Raw genomic sequence first — 16149 nt, 5'->3', positions numbered from 1 at the left:
GTGAGGGCGGCGGCGCTTGAAACCGCGCCTTCAGATCATCGGCGTCACCGCGCCGTCCATCGCCACGATGGCGCCCGTCACGTAGCTCGCCTTCGGTGACGCGAGGAAGACCACCGTGTTGGCGATTTCCTCGGGCGTCGCGATGCGCCCCAGCGGCAGGCGTGCCTTGGCGCGCGCCAGCGCCTCATCGGTGCCGATGCCCTGCAGCTTCGCGTCGGCCTTCATGCCTTCCTGCAGCCGTTCGGTCAGCGTGAGCCCCGGGTTCACCGCGTTCACGCGCACGCCCTTGGCGGCATAGGCCGCGGCCATGCCGGCACTCACCAGCATCAGCGCTGCATTGGCCGCGCCGCCGGCCATGTGCACCGGGCTCGCGACCTTGCCGCCCTGGCCGATCACGTTGACGATGGCGCCGCGGCCGCGCTGGCCCATGCGCTTCACCACAGGGTCGATCATGTGGATGTAGGTGAAGTATTTCGCGTCCATCGCGTCGTGCCACGACGCGGCCGTCAGTTCGTCGGGCGGGGTGCGGCGCGCGGCGCCGGCCGAGTTGACGAGCACGTCGACCGCACCGAACACCTGCTCGGCCGCGTCGAGCGCGGCCACGGCGCCGGCCGGGTCCTTGAGGTCGGCCGCATGCACCGAGATCCGGCCTTCGGCCTGCGCGAAGGCATCCACCAGCGTCCTGCGGCCCTGTTCCAGATTGGCGAGATCGCGCGACACGAGGCTCACGCGTGCGCCTTCGCGCAGGAAACCCAGCGCGCACGCCAGGCCGATGCCCTTGCTGCCGCCGGTGATGAGAACGTGCTGGTCCTGGAGCTGGAGATCCATGAAAGAGTCCTTGATGGAGAGTGGAGTGTGGCGGCGATTGGAGCACCGCCGCGAAACCCCTGCACGGATGCGGCCGTGTGCCGCCGTGCCCGTCCGGCGTCAGTGCCCCGCGGCCGCGCGCTGCAGCGGCTCGGGCTCCAGCGCTCCCGGCGCGGTGTCCGTGGCGTCGCGCAGGTGGCCGTTGTTGTCGTGGTGCACCAGCAGCTGCCGCGCGCGCTGCCAGGCCGACAGCCGCGCCGGCGGCACCTCGATGTAGGAGGCCAGCGCGAACAGCGACGACTGTTCCTGGTCCGGCGGCGTCTCGCGCGTCTGCTGGCGGCGGCGCAGCGGCGCCATCACCAGCATCGAGACCAGGATCACGCCGATCGCGATGGCATAGAAACCGAGCAGCTGCATCACCTCGGGCTGCGAGCGCGCGCCGAGCACATAGGGCCATGCGTACCAGATCGCGCAGAGCCAGACGCCGAGGGTGACCGCCGGGCGCAGCACGCGCAGCCACAGATACATGGCCAGCGTGCGCAGTGGCGAGCGGCCCGAGCCGAAGGCGCGCAGCGGGATTCGTGCAGCGTCGATGATCGGCTCGTCCACCGCGGGCTGTCCCCAGGAGCGCTGGCGGCTCGGCGGCGGCCTGTCGTCGTGCGTCTCGTGCAGGCGGCTTTGGGCATGGGTCTCAGGGCGCATCGGAAACTCCTCGGTCGGGGCTCGTCCACACCGCGCGCTTGCCGCGGCGGCGTATCAGAGCATTGGGAAGGGCGATGACGGTGGTCGCCATCGTGATGATCCAGAAGGCGATCGGGTACCAGATCGTTCCGGCGAAATAGCGCATCAGGTCGCGGTCGTAGCGGCGGTCGATCCACAGGCTCAGCAGCATCTGCAGGATGCAGGTCATGGCCAGCAGCGTGCCTTGCCAGTGCGGCAGCAGCGCCGAATGCCAGGACGAGTTCGCCGGCAGCAGCGGCCGCACGAGGCCGATCGCCAGCACCGCTGCCATGCAATAGGCCCACACCACGCTGGTCATGTATTCCAGGTAGATCGGCCACATCCGCCAGTGGCGCGGCCGCAGGATGCACGAGGTGTAGCGCAGCATGGTCTGGATGCCGCCGACGGCCCAGCGCAGGCGCTGTTTCCAGAGGCCGCGCAAGGTCTCGGGCATCAGGATCCAGCACAGCGCGCGCGGGGGGGGGGGGCCGGCGGCCGCCCCCCCCCGGGGGGGGGGGGGGCGGGGGGGGGGGTGCCCCCCCCGCGGGCGCGGGCGGTGCAGGCAGGGCGCACCGCCACGTAGCGAAGTCCGGTCGAGGATTCGGCAGCGTCGAGGCGATCCCTGCGGCGAGGACGGTGTGCCGGCATCAGGCGGCTGGCCAGCGATTGCAGCGGCATCCAGAAATCAGCGATGGCGAGGAGGGCGATTCCCATGTGAACTCCAAAAAAGTATGAGGTTGAACACAGGCAGGATTTCTTGAGTCGGCTGCGACAGGGTGATGGCGACTCTTCGCCATACGCCCGCCACCTGTCGCTGCCGGATGGGGTGCTGCAAAAAGCAGGCCGCGGGGCCTACATCAGCATGGTGTTGCGGATCAGCCCGACCGCGAGGCCCTCGATTTCGAAGGGCTCGCCGGGCTGGACGATGATGGTCGGGTAGTCGGGGTTCTCGGCGTGCAGCTCGATGACCTGCTTGTTGCGCTTCAGGCGCTTGACGGTCACTTCGTCGCCCAGGCGCGCAACCACGATCTGGCCATTGCGCGCTTCCTTGGTGGCCTGCACCGCGAGCAGGTCGCCGTCCATGATGCCGGCGTCGCGCATCGACATGCCGCGCACCTTGAGCAGGTAGTCGGGCTGGCGCTGGAACAGCGTGTTCTCGACGTAGTAGGTCTGGTCGACGTGCTCCTGCGCGAGGATGGGCGAGCCGGCTGCGACGCGGCCGATGAGCGGCAATGCCAGTTGGGCCATGCCGGGCAGCGAGAGCGAGAACTGGCCACCTTCGCGGTGGCGTGTTTCATTGAGCGAACGCAGGGCGTCGCCCTTGAGGCGGATGCCGCGCGAGGTGCCGCTCACGAGCTCGATGACACCCTTGCGCGCCAGCGCCTGCAAATGCTCTTCGGCGGCGTTGGCCGACTTGAACCCGAGCTCGGTGGCGATTTCGGCGCGCGTGGGCGGCGCACCGGTGCGTGCTATGGCGCTCTGGATCAGGTCCAGGATCTGCTGCTGGCGGGCTGTAAGCTTCACGGCGAACTGCATATGTGGTTCCTTGCGGCACTGGCTAGATATCCAGTAGCTGTATTTTTAACCAGTTTTTAAAAGTTGACAAGCTATGGTCAATTCCTCTTCGCCTGAATCGCGCCGCCGTGTCGTGGTTTTGGGCACGGGCGGCACCATTGCCGGCCGGGCCGCCAGCAGCGGCGACAACATCGGCTACACCGCGGGACAGGTCGGCGTGGCCGACCTGTTGGGCGGCATCGAGGCGCCCGAGGGCGTGTTGCTGGAAGCGGAGCAGGTCGCGCAGGTGGACAGCAAGGACATGTCGTTCGCCATCTGGCAGCAACTGGCCCGGCGCAGTGCGCACTGGCTGGCGCAGGCCGACGTGGCAGGCGTCGTGATCACGCACGGCACCGACACGCTCGAAGAGACAGCATTCTTCCTGCACTCGGTGCTGGCGCCCTCCAAGCCCGTGGTACTGACCTGCGCGATGCGCCCGGCGACCGCGCTGGCGCCCGACGGACCACAGAACGTGCGCGACGCCATCAGCGTTGCCGCGACGCAGGGCGCGCGAGGCGTAGCGGTGGTGTGCGCCGGCACGATCCACAGCGGCATCGACATCCAGAAGGTGCACACCTATCGGCCTGACGCCTTTGCTTCAGGCGATGCTGGGCCCGTCGGTTATGTCGAGGAAGGGGAGGTTCGCCTTGTCCGGTCTTGGCCGGAAGGCGCTGCATCACACGCGTCGAAGGTCTTCCTGGAGGCTGCGGTTCAGTGGCCCCGCGTCGAGATCGTCATGAGCCATGCCGGCGCCAGCGGTGCTGTGATCGATGCGCTGCTGCAGTTCGGCGGTGCCGATCCCGTACGAGGACTGGTGCTTGCCGCCACTGGCAACGGCACCCTGCACCACGCGCTGGAAGCGGCTGCGCTCAAGGCGCAGGACGCAGGCGTTGCGGTTGTTCGCGCCACGCGTTGCGCCAACGGGCGCATCCTGCCGAAGGCCGGGGACGAGCTACGCGATGCCGGCGCATTGACGCCCGTGAAGGCGCGCATCGCGCTGATCCTGGAACTGCTGGGGTGAAAGCAAAACCGCCCCGTACAGGGGCGGTTGGGAGGATCAGCTGTTCAGGGCAGCCAATGCACGTTGCGTGATCTCGTCCACCGTGCCCACACCCTTGATGGCGCGGTATTTCGGGGCGGCGGCCGGGTCGGCCTTGGCCCAGGCCGAGTAGTAGTCGACCAGCGGACGCGTCTGCTGGCTGTACACGTCGAGCCGTTTGCGCACGGTTTCTTCCTTGTCGTCCTCGCGCTGAATCAGTTCCTCGCCGGTCACGTCGTCCTTGCCTTCAACCTTGGGCGGATTGAACTTGACGTGATAGGTGCGGCCCGAGGCCGGGTGCGAGCGGCGGCCGCTCATGCGTTCGATGATGTCGCCGAAGGGCACGTCGATCTCGAGCACGTAGTCGAGCTTGACGCCCGCTGCCTTCATGGCATCGGCCTGGGGAATGGTGCGGGGGAAGCCGTCGAACAGGAAGCCGCCGGCGCAATCGGGTTGAGCAATGCGTTCCTTCACGAGATTGATGATCAGGTCATCGCTGACCAGTGCGCCGGCGTCCATGACGGCCTTGGCCTGCAGGCCGAGCGGCGTGCCGGCCTTGACGGCGGCGCGTAGCATGTCGCCGGTCGAGATTTGGGGAATGCTGTATTTCTGGCAGATGAAAGCCGCTTGCGTGCCTTTGCCCGCCCCGGGCGCGCCCAGCAAAATTAGTCTCATGGTTTCCTCGGACGGTTCTTGGATTTTGTGTCGCACCAAGCGTCGGCCCCAGGGCTGGGCTAGGCGGAGTTGCTTCGAGGATAGCACGCGTGCCCGCGAAGAATTTCCGCTGCCGGGCAGGCTGCAGAGCGTCTCAGGCGGGGGGCGCGGCGGCAAAGACGGCACGCACGCGCGCCAGATCTTCGGGCGTGTCGATGCCCGGTCCGGGGGCGACATGGCTCACATGCACCGCGATGCGATGGCCGTGCCATAGCGCGCGCAGCTGTTCGAGTGCTTCGGTGGCCTCGACAGGCGCCGGCGGCAGCGACGGAAACTTCCGCACGAAGCCCGCGCGATAGCCGTAGATGCCGATGTGGCGCAGCGGGGCGGGCGTGGGCAGCACCGCGGGCGCCGCGCCGTTTGCGGAGCCGTCGCGCCACCACGGGATCGGTGCGCGGCTGAAGTACATGGCGTTGCCTTGCGTGTCGAGCACGGCCTTCACCACGTTGGGGTTCATGAAGTCGCCGATCGAGTCGATCTCGTGGGCCGCTGTGCTCATCGCTGCTTCCGCATGGGTGGCCAGCGTTGATGCCACGGCGTCGATCAGCGCGGGATCGATCAGTGGCTCGTCGCCCTGTACGTTGACAACGATGTCGTCGCCGTCCAGGCCAAGCTGCTCACAGGCTTCGGCCAGCCGGTCGGTGCCGCTGGGGTGGTCCTGGCGCGTCAGGATGGCTTCGACGCCGTGCGCCTTGCACGCCGCAACGATCGAAGGATCGTCGCCGGCGACCACCACGCGCGCCGCGCTGGATTCGCCGGCGCGCTGCGCCACGCGCACCACCATGGGCAAGCCAGCGATGTCGGCCAGCGGTTTGTTGGGAAGCCGTGTCGACGCCAGGCGCGCCGGCACCAGAACGGTGAAGCTCACAGCCCGAGCTCTTCGTCGGAGAGCGTGCGCGCTTCGTTCTCGAGCAGCACTGGAATGCCGTCGCGCACCGGATAGGCGAGGCGCGCGCTGCGCGAGCAGAGCTCCTGCTTCTCGGGGTTCCAGGTCAGCGGACCCTTGGTGACGGGGCAGACGAGCAGTTCAAGCAGCTTGGTATCCATCGAGCGATGATAGCTTTGCGTCGAGTGCGGTGAAGAATTCCGGCGAGGGCGCGAAGTGCAATGGCACTGCCAGCGCATCGGGCGCCTTGCGCCACACCTTGACGGCATCTTTTTCCGTGCAGACGATGGTGCGTCCGGTGGCGGCAGGGCGCTGCCAACTCCCGAAGTCAAAGTGGTCGGGCAGTGCGATGGTTTCGGCGAGCATCAGGCCGCGTGCGCGCAGCATGTCGAAGAAGGCCTCCGGCCGCGCAATGGCTGCCAGTGCCACCAGGGGCCGGCCTGCAAGGGTTGCCAGGGGCACGCGTTGTCCGCCGCCGGTCAAGGCGTCGTATGCGAGCGCGCGGGTGGCGGTGTAGCCGCCGGCGAACGCGGGCCGTGCGCCGCTGTGCAACACCAGATCGCATGGCCGCGGCCAGGCTTCGCGCAACGGGCCTGCAGGCAGTCGCCAGCCGTTGCCGATGCCGCGGTCGTCGAACACGCAGATCTCGATATCGCGACCCAGTGCCAGATGCTGCAGGCCGTCGTCGCTCACGACGACCTGCGTGGCCGGGTGGCTGGCGAGCAGGGCGCGCGCCGCATCGATGCGTTTGCGCGCCACGAACACCGGCGCCTTCGTGGCATGGTGAATCAGCGCAGGTTCGTCGCCGACATCCTGTGGATCGCTGTCGCCGAGCACCTCGCGGCAATCGTCGGTGCGCCGGCCGTAGCCGCGCGACACCACGCCGACCGTCAGTCCTCGCGCCTGCAGATGCTGGACGACGGCCATCACGACCGGTGTTTTCCCCGCTCCACCTGCGATCACGTTGCCGACCACGATCACCGGGACGGGCACCCGCTCGGTCCGCAGCCATCCCAGCCGATAGAGCCAGCCCCGCACCGCGAAGAGCGCGGCATAAAGCAACGACAATGGCCACAGCAGGCAAGCCAGCGGGCCTCGGCGCAACCAGGCACGCTGCAGCCGCGAGGCGGACGGCGAACCCGCCTTGCTGCTGCTGCGGCCGTCGGAAGGCACTCAGTGCCCGGCTTGTGCCGTCGACTGGGCGGCGAAGGTGATCTGCATCATGCCGGCGCGGCGGGCGGCCTCCATCACCGTCACCACGGCCTGGTGCGGGCTGGTCGCGTCGGCGCTGATGATCACCACGCTGTCCTTGCCGCCGGTGGCCGCGGCGGCGAGGGCTGCCGTCACGGTTTCCACGCTGCGGTCGGCCACCGGGCTCTTGTTGATCGAGTAGCGGCCGTCGGCCGATACCGCCACGATCACTTCCTTCGGATAGTCACGCTGCGCGTCGACGTCTGCCGTCGGCAGCCTCAGCTGCATTTCGGTGAACTTGCTGTAGGTGGTCGACAGCATCAGGAAGATGAGGATCACCAGCAGCACGTCGATGAACGGGATCAGGTTGATCTCCGGCTCGTCGCGCGCACCATGGCGGAACTGCATGCGGGCGCGGGTCATGACAAGCCTCCGCCGGGCCGCCCCAAGGAGGCGGCGGCCCCCTCGGGGGGCAGCGCAGCACACGCAGTGGCAAGCGTGGGGGTCATCATTTGCGCAGTGCGTTCAGGTGGCGGGCGAAGCGCTCGCCGGACAGTTCGAGGTTCAGCAGGTATTCGTCGACGCGGCTGCGGAAGTAGCGCCAGAAGATCAGCGTCGGAATGGCCACGATCAGGCCGAAGGCCGTGTTGTAGAGCGCGATCGAGATGCCGTGCGCCAGCTGGGCAGGGTTGCCCGAGCCGACAGCGCCGCTGCCCGGCGACTGCGAGCCGAAGATCTCGATCATGCCGATCACCGTGCCCAGCAACCCCAGCAGCGGGGCTGCCGAGGCGATGGTGGCCAGCGCCGGCAGGTAGCGCTCCAGCTTGTGCGCCACCGTGCGGCCCGAGGCCTCCATGGCGGCACGCAGATCGTCTTCGGTACAGCGCGGGTTGGCGTTCAGCGCACGCAGGCCGGCGGCCAGCACCTGGCCGAGCATCGAGTTGCGTTCAAGTTTGGTCACGATGTCCGGGCCGGGAATGGCCCCGTGCGACACGGTGATGGTTTCGTCGAGCAGCTTCGGCGGAAGTACCCTCACGGTCTTCAGACTCGTGAAACGTTCTATAACCAGCGCGAGCGCAATAACCGAACAAGCGAGCAAGGGCCAGATTGGCCAACCCGCGGCAACTATGATGGAAAACAAGAAAAAATCCTCCGGCCCGTAGACTGCAAATGCGCGGCGATTATCCACTGAGCCCACCATCGGCACGCACCTTGTTTTTGTGTCGGCAAGGACGCACAGATTCTGTGGATAACTTTGTGATTAACCTGCTACGCAACTCGTCCGGGCCCGCATGGGGCGGCCTTTCTGCTAGAACGACTGAATTTTGAGCAGCACTTTTTTTAATGAAATCAATGGCTTGCACGAGAAACCGTGCGTTTGCCTCGCTCCAGGGGCTGACGCGGGGCCGCATGCGGCCTGTTGTGGACGAGTGGCATCCGGCCGAGCGTGCATTCTGTGAACTTGCGTGAATCGAACTCCGCGCCGGGGCCGCGCGTCTGGGCCGTCGGCGCGTTGTGCCGGGCGGTGGCCGACGCACTCGACGCGCGCTTCAATCCGGTCGCGGTGCGGGGCGAAATTTCCGGCTTCTCGCGAGCCTCAAGCGGACATTGTTACTTCTCGCTCAAGGACGAGTCCGGCCAGCTGCGCTGCGCGATGTTCCGCCGCGCTGCCGGTTTGCTCGACTTTTCGCCGCGCGATGGCGATCAGGTCGAAGTGCGTGGGCGCCTTGCGGTGTATGAGCCTCGCGGCGATCTGCAACTGGTGGTCGAGAGCTTGCGGAGGGCCGGGCAGGGTGCCTTGTTCGAGCAGTTCATGCAGCGCAAGGCTCGCCTGGAAGCCGAAGGCCTGTTCGATCCGGCGCGCAAGCGGGCGTTGCCGGCCATGCCGCGGGCGGTCGGCATTGTCACGTCGTTGGGCGCAGCGGCCTTGCACGATGTAGTGACGGCGCTGCGAAGGCGTGTTCCGCACATCCCGGTCGTGCTCGCGCCGGCGGCAGTGCAGGGAGTCGGCGCACCAGCCGAGCTGGTGCGGGCGTTGCAGTCGCTCTACCGCCTCGAACCTGCCGTCGACGTGATCCTGCTGGTGCGTGGCGGTGGCTCCATTGAAGACCTTTGGGCTTTCAACGACGAGACGCTGGCGCGCACCATCGTGCAGAGCCCGGTGCCGCTGATCAGCGGCGTGGGCCACGAAACCGACTTCACCATCGCCGATTTCTGCGCCGACCTGCGCGCGCCCACGCCCACGGCCGCGGCAGAACTGGTGAGCGCGCCACGCGACCTGTGGCTCGGTGCACTCGATCTGCTCGACGAGCGGCTCGGCGATGCGCTGGATGGGCGCCTCGACGCGCTCGGGCAGCGCATCGACCAAGCCGCGGGACGCCTGGGCCGCCCCTCGAACCTCGTGGCGCGGCAGCAGCTCCGATTGGCGCATCATGCGCAGCGCCTGCGGTATGCGGTGCTGTCGAGACGGGAGCGCCTGTCGCAGACGCCTCGGTCGATCGCGGCCGACTTTCCCTTGCGGCTGGGGCGCGCACTGGTTCAGCGTCGCGAGCGCCTGGAACGCATGGCCTTGCGTTTGCGGCTGCTCGACCCCGCCCTGGTCTTGCAACGCGGCTATGCGTGGCTGACCGACACAGACGGTCATGCGATCGTCAGCGCAACGCAACTGGCGGCGGGTGACGCCGTCAAGGCGCGGCTTGCCGATGGCGAAGTCGACCTGACCGTCACGCCGGGCGATGCAACGGGCACACGTCCGACGCTGCCTCGGTAATTACTTCCTAGAATCGCTGATTCCTACAACCAACCCGCGAGAAAAAAATCATGGAACATGTGCTCCCACCCCTGCCTTACGCCCTCGACGCACTGGCGCCCGAGTATTCGAAGGAAACCCTCGAATACCACTACGGCAAGCACCACAACGCCTACGTGGTGAACCTCAACAACCTGCAGAAGGGCACCGAGTTCGAATCGATGACGCTCGAGGAGATCGTCAAGAAGTCCAGCGGCGGTATCTACAACAACGCCGCACAGATCTGGAACCACACCTTCTTCTGGAACTGCATGAAGCCCCAGGGCGGCGGCGCTCCGACCGGTGCCCTGGCCAAGGCCATCGACGCCAAGTGGGGCAGCTACGACGCGTTCAAGGAAGCCTTCGTGAAGTCGGCCGTGGGCAACTTCGGCTCGGGCTGGACGTGGCTGGTGAAGAAGGCCGACGGCTCGCTGGATATCGTGAACATGGGCGCCGCGGGCACGCCGCTGACCACCGGCGACACCCCGGTGCTGACGGTGGACGTGTGGGAACACGCCTACTACATCGACTACCGCAACCTGCGCCCGAAGTTCGTCGAGACCTTCCTGGCCAAGCTGGCGAACTGGGACTTCGCGGCGAAGAACTTCGGCTGAACCCGGGTTTCTCCAGCAAAAAGCCGACCCATGGGTCGGCTTTTTTGAGGGCTTGAGACGGCAGATGCTCAGCGCTTGCCGGCTGCGAACAATTCGCCGCCGAGCTTGGCTCCCTTCTTGATGTTCTTCTTGGCGAACCAGCCCTGGTTCATTTCGAGCACGTAGCGCACCGGCTCCAGCGAGCAATGCGAGTTCTCGGTCATGGGCTGCATGTCGACCAGGTTGACGATGCGGCCGTCCTCGGCCACGAACGCAGCGGTCAGCGGCAGGATCGTGTTGCGCATCCAGAAGCATTGCGTTGCAGGCTGCTCGAACACGAAGATCATGCCTTCAGCCTGCGGCATTTCCTTGCGGAACATCAGGCCGATTTCGCGTTGCAGAGGCGTTTGCGCGATCTGCGCGTCGATCTTGTACAGGCCGACCGACAACTGCGTGCGTGGCAGGTCGGTCTGGGGTTGCTGCTGGGCATGAGCCGGCATCAAGAAGGACGCAGACACGAGGAGCAGGGCGGCGAGACGCTGGAACATCGGGGACAACTCTTTCAGAGCGGGGCGAAGCCCAGCCCGTAACCAATAAAAATGCCCGCTGATGCGGGCATTGCCGGTGAGCTGGAAAGCTTACACCTTCTTGGCGGCAGCCGTGTGGGCCTTGGCCACGTGGCGAACCTTGTGCTTCTTGGCAGCGGCGTGCTTCTTGGCGGGCGCGTGCTTGGCCATCTTGGGAGCGGCTGCGGCGGGAGCGGCCGCGGGTTCGGCTTGTTGAGCGAAAGCACCGACGGCGAAGAGACCGGCGACCAGGGCTGCGAGCAGCTTGTTCATGAACATATCCTTTGAAATTCGTTGATCTGGATTGCCCTCCCTGCGGAAGGTAGACATTCAACGAAAGCCGTTTCGCGCGGTTGACAGCCACGCAGCTCCCTTGATCAAAAAAAAAGCGCTCGGAAGAGCGCTTTTTTTTGGGAGGCAGGCCGAATTACTGCGGGGTGCCGCCTTGGGTCGACTTGCGCTTGATGCTGCCGTCCTTGTTGCGACGACGCTGGTCGCGGGTTTCAGCGCGCTTCTCGCCAGAGGCAGCAGCCTTGTCGGCACCGATGGCGCCGCCTTCGGGCGTCTTGGCTTCGTCGCCGCCAGCAGCCTTGACCTGGCCAGCGGGCTTGGCAGCCTTCTTGGCTTCGGCACGTTGCTGCGACTTGCTGTTGGTGGCGTTACCTTGTTCGGGCGTCGTACCGGCCGGGTTTTGGGCGTAGGCGCCAGCGGCGAACAGGCCAGCGATCATGACTGCGAGAATTTTGCTCATTGATGATTCCTCTATCGAGAATTGGTTGGAAACGCCTCCCGGCGAGCAGAAGGTCAGCCACTAACGAGCCCATTGGCTCGCCGGTTGACAAACGCTTGCTGATGGGCTGCGTCTAAAATGTACAGCGATTTGTTCACAGTCTGTACAGCGAATCCACGCCGTGTCTGAATTCGCTGACAGTCGTCAAAAATTACGTCAATTCCGGAGCCATCCCCTCTCATGACCAGTTACCAGCACATCAAAGTCCCGACCGACGGCCAGAAGATCACGGTCAACGCCGACAACTCGCTCAATGTGCCTGACCAACCGGTCATTCCCTTCATCGAAGGCGACGGCACTGGCCTGGACATCACCCCGGTGATGTTGAAAGTGGTGGATGCGGCGGTGGCCAAGGCCTACGGCGGCAAGAAAAAGATCCACTGGATGGAGGTCTATGCCGGCGAGAAGTCGACCAAGGTCTATGGTCCCGACGTCTGGCTCCCCGAGGAAACGCTGCACGCCGTGCGTGACTATGTGGTTTCCATCAAGGGCCCGCTGACCACGCCCGTCGGCGGCGGCATCCGCTCGCTGAACGTCGCGCTGCGCCAGGAACTCGACCTTTATGTCTGCCTGCGTCCCATCCAGTACTTCGAGGGCGTGCCCAGCCCGGTGCGCGAGCCGCACAAGACCAACATGGTGATCTTCCGCGAGAACTCGGAAGACATCTACGCCGGCATCGAGTTCGAAGCCGAGAGCGACAAGGCGAAGAAGCTCATCAAGTTCCTGCAGGACGAAATGGGCGTCAAGAAGATCCGCTTCCCCAATACCTCGGGCATCGGCGTCAAGCCCGTGTCGAGGGAAGGTACCGAGCGTCTCGTGCGAAAGGCGTTCCAGTACGCCATCGACAACGACAAGCCCAGCGTCACCCTGGTGCACAAGGGCAACATCATGAAGTTCACCGAAGGTGGCTTCCGTGACTGGGGCTACGGCCTCGCCGCCAAGGAATTCGGCGCCGAACTGATCGACGGCGGGCCATGGATGAAGTTCAAGAACCCGAAGACGGGCAAGGAAATCACCGTCAAGGACAGTATCGCCGACGCCTTTCTTCAGCAGATCCTGCTGCGTCCTGCCGAGTACAGCGTGATCGCCACGCTCAATCTCAACGGCGACTACGTGTCCGACGCACTGGCCGCGCAGGTCGGCGGCATCGGTATCGCCCCGGGCGCGAACCTGAGCGACACCGTCGCCATGTTCGAAGCCACCCACGGCACGGCACCCAAGTACGCTGGCAAGGACTATGTGAACCCCGGTTCCGAAATCCTCTCGGCTGAAATGATGCTGCGCCACATGGGCTGGAAGGAAGCCGCCGACCTCATCATCAGCTCGATGGAGAAATCGATCGCCAGCAAGAAAGTCACCTATGACTTCGCGCGCCTGATGGACGGCGCCACGCAGGTGAGCTGCTCGGGATTCGGGCAGGTGATGATCGATCACATGTAATTGCCATGGTTGCTCGTCGATGCCTGCCGGCGTCGAGCATCAAGCCCCTGAGCTGCCGAAAGGCGTTCAGGGGCTTTTTCATTCATGTGCTCGCCTGAGCTCGTTTCCTGGCGAATTCTCCGGAAATTCCGTCGTCATTCACGGTGCAAGACCCTTGATTTGTCGAATACACGTCACCAAGTCTTCCTGCGCCGGCACGGCGCTTGCACGCTCTATAGAATCATTTTCATGGCAACGAGAATTCCAAAAACTCCCAGCACCCCCCCGGCCCAAAAACCGGCCGGGGATGACGGGGATTCGGTCGTCCTGGAGCGCCGGCCGCAAAAAACCGCGCCGCCCCAGATGTACCAGGTGGTGATGCTGAACGACGACTACACGCCAATGGAGTTCGTGATCGTCGTGCTGCAGGAATATTTCAGCAAGGATCGCGAAACCGCGACTCAGATCATGCTCAAGATCCACCTCGATGGCCGAGGCGTCTGTGGGGTTTATTCCCGCGACATGGCGGCCACCAAGGTCAACCAGGTGATGGAAGCCGCACAGCAGGCCGGGCATCCACTCCAATGCGTCAGTGAACCTGTTGCATGAACCAGTTGAATTGCGCAAGCTCCAACCCATCTGAGAACTTATTTACAGCAAGGCAAAAGGAAATCACATGATTGCCCAAGAACTGGAAGTCAGCTTGCACATGGCCTTCGTCGAGGCCCGGCAGCAGCGCCACGAGTTCATCACCGTGGAGCATCTGCTGCTCGCTTTGCTGGACAACCCGAGCGCCGCGGAAGTTCTGCGTGCCTGCTCGGCCAACGTCGACGACCTGCGGGCGTCGCTCACCAACTTCATCAAGGACAACACGCCCCAGGTGGCGGGTACCGACGATGTAGACACCCAGCCCACGCTGGGTTTCCAGCGCGTGATCCAGCGCGCCATCATGCATGTGCAGTCCACCGGCAACGGCAAGAAGGAAGTCACCGGCGCCAACGTGCTGGTCGCGATCTTCGGCGAGAAGGACTCGCACGCTGTGTACTACCTGCACCAGCAGGGCGTCACCCGCCTCGACGTGGTCAACTTCATTGCCCATGGCATCAAGAAGAGCGATCCGCCGGAAGCCGTCAAGGGCAGCGGTGAAGCGCCTTCGGGCGAGGGCGAGGAAGGCGGCGGCGAACGCAACGAGAAGGCATCGCCGCTCGAGCAGTTCACGCAGAACCTCAACCAGATGGCCAAGGACGGCAAGATCGATCCGCTGATCGGCCGCGAGTACGAGGTCGAGCGCGTCATCCAGATCCTGTGCCGCCGGCGCAAGAACAACCCGCTGCTGGTGGGTGAAGCTGGCGTGGGCAAGACCGCCATCGCCGAGGGCCTGGCATGGCGCATCACGCAGGGCGACGTGCCGGAGATCCTGGCCGAGTCGAACGTGTTTTCGCTCGACATGGGCGCGCTGCTGGCCGGCACCAAGTACCGCGGCGATTTCGAGCAGCGCCTGAAGGGCGTGCTCAAGTCGCTCAAGGACAAGCCGAACGCCATCCTGTTCATCGACGAAATCCACACCCTGATCGGTGCGGGCGCGGCTTCGGGCGGCACGCTCGATGCGTCGAACCTGCTGAAGCCGGCGCTTTCCAGCGGCCAGCTGAAGTGCATCGGCGCGACCACCTTCACGGAATACCGCGGCATCTTCGAGAAAGACGCGGCGCTGTCGCGCCGTTTCCAGAAGGTCGACGTGGTCGAGCCGTCGGTGCAGGAAACCGTCGACATCCTGAAGGGCCTGAAGTCGCGCTTCGAGGAGCACCATGGCGTGAAGTACGCGGTGGCGGCCCTGCAGGCTGCGGCCGAGCTCAGCGCCAAGTACATCAATGACCGCCATCTGCCCGACAAGGCGATCGACGTCATCGACGAAGCCGGTGCTGCTCAGCGCATCCTGCCGCCGAGCAAGCGCAAGAAGACCATCAGCAAGACGGAAGTCGAGGAAATCGTCGCGAAGATCGCGCGCATTCCCCCGGCCAACGTCAGCAACGACGACCGCGGCAAGCTGCAGACCATCGAGCGCGACCTCAAGAGCGTGGTGTTCGGCCAGGACAAGGCGCTCGAAGTGCTGGCCTCCGCGGTCAAGATGGCGCGTTCCGGCCTGGGCAAGGGTGACAAGCCGATCGGCTCGTTCCTGTTCTCCGGTCCCACGGGCGTCGGCAAGACCGAAGCCGCGAAGCAGCTCGCCTACATCATGGGCATCGAGCTGATCCGCTTCGACATGTCGGAGTACATGGAGCGCCATGCGGTGAGCCGCCTGATCGGCGCGCCTCCGGGCTACGTCGGGTTCGACCAGGGGGGCCTGCTGACCGAAGCCGTCACGAAGAAGCCGCACTCGGTGCTGCTGCTCGACGAAATCGAGAAGGCGCACCCGGACATCTTCAACGTGCTGCTGCAGGTCATGGACCATGGCACGCTGACCGACAACAACGGGCGCAAGGCCGACTTCCGCAACGTCATCATCATCATGACGACGAATGCGGGCGCCGAGACCATGAACAAGGCGACCATCGGCTTCACCAACCCGCGCCAGGCGGGCGACGAAATGGGCGACATCAAGCGCCTGTTCTCGCCCGAATTCCGCAACCGGCTGGATGCCATCGTCAACTTCAAGGCGCTCGACGAGAACATCATCCTGCGCGTGGTCGACAAGTTCCTGCTCCAGTTGGAAACGCAGCTCAGCGAGAAGAAGGTGGAAGTCACCTTCAGCGACAAGTTGCGCAAGCATCTGGCGAAGAAGGGCTTCGATCCGTTGATGGGCGCGCGCCCGATGCAGCGCCTGATCCAGGACACGATCCGTCGTGCACTGGCCGACGAACTGCTGTTCGGTCGCCTGACCGACGGCGGCCGCCTCGAAGTCGACCTCGACGACAAGGACGAAGTGCTGCTCGACATCCAGCCGCTTCCGAAGAAGGAGGGCAAGCAGAAGCCCGAAGCAGAGGAAGCAGCAGCAGGGTGAGCCCACTGCGGTTCCAGGAATGAAGTCAAAGGCCGGTAGCATCGCCACCGGCCTTTTTCTTTTGGGCCAGCCATATCGCACAGC

The 16149-nt window shown here is 65.1% G+C and carries 19 protein-coding genes; 6 read left to right on the top strand and 13 right to left on the bottom strand.

The window, feature by feature from the left end:
- Positions 1-30 precede the first annotated feature (30 nt).
- The 4 genes from ACCD11_RS08900 to lexA all read right to left on the bottom strand — a co-directional run bounded on the left by ACCD11_RS08900 (position 31) and on the right by lexA (position 3063).
- Positions 31-828: an SDR family oxidoreductase gene (locus ACCD11_RS08900; protein WP_413313580.1), complete on the bottom strand. Its 798-nt coding sequence runs from the start codon at positions 826-828 to the stop codon at positions 31-33.
- 99 nt (positions 829-927) lie between these two features.
- A complete protein-coding gene (gene pgaD / locus ACCD11_RS08895; protein ID WP_413313579.1) occupies positions 928-1509 on the bottom strand; it encodes a poly-beta-1,6-N-acetyl-D-glucosamine biosynthesis protein PgaD in 582 nt (193 codons plus the stop codon).
- Complete coding sequence (locus ACCD11_RS08890) at positions 1499-1981, bottom strand: hypothetical protein (RefSeq protein ID WP_413313578.1); 483 nt, start codon at positions 1979-1981, stop codon at positions 1499-1501. Before ACCD11_RS08890 ends, pgaD begins: the two co-directional genes overlap by 11 nt.
- A 398-nt stretch (positions 1982-2379) precedes the next feature.
- The gene (gene lexA / locus ACCD11_RS08885) at positions 2380-3063 is read right to left on the bottom strand and encodes a transcriptional repressor LexA (RefSeq protein ID WP_007836939.1); all 684 of its coding nucleotides are present in this window, start codon (positions 3061-3063) and stop codon (positions 2380-2382) included.
- Positions 3064-3136: 73 nt separating this feature from the next.
- Here lexA and ACCD11_RS08880 point away from each other — a divergent pair, with 73 nt between their 5' ends.
- Positions 3137-4102 (top strand): asparaginase, encoded by a 966-nt coding sequence (locus tag ACCD11_RS08880; RefSeq protein ID WP_007836938.1) that lies wholly within the window; start codon positions 3137-3139, stop codon positions 4100-4102.
- Positions 4103-4138: 36 nt separating this feature from the next.
- Here ACCD11_RS08880 and adk read toward each other — a convergent pair whose 3' ends face one another.
- From adk to ACCD11_RS08850, 6 genes are all read right to left on the bottom strand, one after another.
- Entirely contained in the window at positions 4139-4795 is a 657-nt protein-coding gene (adk, locus tag ACCD11_RS08875; RefSeq protein ID WP_413313577.1) for an adenylate kinase, read from the bottom strand.
- Positions 4796-4928: 133 nt separating this feature from the next.
- Entirely contained in the window at positions 4929-5702 is a 774-nt protein-coding gene (kdsB, locus tag ACCD11_RS08870) for a 3-deoxy-manno-octulosonate cytidylyltransferase (protein ID WP_413313576.1), read from the bottom strand.
- The gene (locus tag ACCD11_RS08865; protein WP_007836935.1) at positions 5699-5881 is read right to left on the bottom strand and encodes a Trm112 family protein; all 183 of its coding nucleotides are present in this window, start codon (positions 5879-5881) and stop codon (positions 5699-5701) included. Before ACCD11_RS08865 ends, kdsB begins: the two co-directional genes overlap by 4 nt.
- Complete coding sequence (lpxK, locus tag ACCD11_RS08860; RefSeq protein ID WP_413313575.1) at positions 5862-6893, bottom strand: tetraacyldisaccharide 4'-kinase; 1032 nt, start codon at positions 6891-6893, stop codon at positions 5862-5864. Before lpxK ends, ACCD11_RS08865 begins: the two co-directional genes overlap by 20 nt.
- A complete protein-coding gene (locus ACCD11_RS08855) occupies positions 6894-7319 on the bottom strand; it encodes an ExbD/TolR family protein (protein WP_042674034.1) in 426 nt (141 codons plus the stop codon).
- Between the two features lie 100 nt (positions 7320-7419).
- The gene (locus tag ACCD11_RS08850; RefSeq protein ID WP_042674017.1) at positions 7420-8052 is read right to left on the bottom strand and encodes a MotA/TolQ/ExbB proton channel family protein; all 633 of its coding nucleotides are present in this window, start codon (positions 8050-8052) and stop codon (positions 7420-7422) included.
- Between the two features lie 315 nt (positions 8053-8367).
- Here ACCD11_RS08850 and xseA point away from each other — a divergent pair, with 315 nt between their 5' ends.
- Entirely contained in the window at positions 8368-9681 is a 1314-nt protein-coding gene (xseA, locus tag ACCD11_RS08845; RefSeq protein WP_007836931.1) for an exodeoxyribonuclease VII large subunit, read from the top strand.
- Between the two features lie 50 nt (positions 9682-9731).
- On the top strand, positions 9732-10313 hold the full coding sequence (locus tag ACCD11_RS08840) for a superoxide dismutase (protein ID WP_413313574.1): 582 nt from the start codon (positions 9732-9734) through the stop codon (positions 10311-10313).
- A 68-nt stretch (positions 10314-10381) separates the two neighbouring features.
- Here the strand turns inward: ACCD11_RS08840 and ACCD11_RS08835 are convergent, their stop codons facing one another.
- From ACCD11_RS08835 to ACCD11_RS08825, 3 genes are all read right to left on the bottom strand, one after another.
- Positions 10382-10840 carry a DUF192 domain-containing protein gene (locus ACCD11_RS08835; RefSeq protein ID WP_007838821.1) on the bottom strand — a complete coding sequence of 153 codons (459 nt, stop codon included), beginning with the start codon at positions 10838-10840 and terminating at the stop codon, positions 10382-10384.
- Positions 10841-10930: 90 nt separating this feature from the next.
- A complete protein-coding gene (locus tag ACCD11_RS08830) occupies positions 10931-11131 on the bottom strand; it encodes a hypothetical protein (RefSeq protein WP_413313573.1) in 201 nt (66 codons plus the stop codon).
- Positions 11132-11285: 154 nt separating this feature from the next.
- Entirely contained in the window at positions 11286-11609 is a 324-nt protein-coding gene (locus ACCD11_RS08825; RefSeq protein ID WP_007838825.1) for a hypothetical protein, read from the bottom strand.
- A 219-nt stretch (positions 11610-11828) separates the two neighbouring features.
- On the opposite strand from ACCD11_RS08825, the gene icd reads away from it, so the two are divergent.
- The 3 genes from icd (at position 11829) to clpA (ending at position 16065) form a co-directional block, all read left to right on the top strand.
- A complete protein-coding gene (icd, locus tag ACCD11_RS08820) occupies positions 11829-13088 on the top strand; it encodes an NADP-dependent isocitrate dehydrogenase (protein ID WP_007838827.1) in 1260 nt (419 codons plus the stop codon).
- 228 nt (positions 13089-13316) lie between these two features.
- Positions 13317-13676, top strand: coding sequence for an ATP-dependent Clp protease adapter ClpS (gene clpS, locus ACCD11_RS08815; RefSeq protein ID WP_042674481.1), 360 nt, complete (start codon positions 13317-13319; stop codon positions 13674-13676).
- 67 nt (positions 13677-13743) lie between these two features.
- Positions 13744-16065, top strand: coding sequence for an ATP-dependent Clp protease ATP-binding subunit ClpA (clpA, locus tag ACCD11_RS08810; RefSeq protein WP_007838831.1), 2322 nt, complete (start codon positions 13744-13746; stop codon positions 16063-16065).
- Positions 16066-16149: the final 84 nt, after the last annotated feature.

Origin of the sequence: Variovorax sp. Varisp36 (assembly GCF_047304235.1) — a bacterium.
Classification (GTDB): domain Bacteria; phylum Pseudomonadota; class Gammaproteobacteria; order Burkholderiales; family Burkholderiaceae_C; genus Variovorax.
The sequence above is the reverse complement of the archived record's forward strand: the minus strand, read 5'-3'. Positions and strand labels throughout refer to the sequence as shown.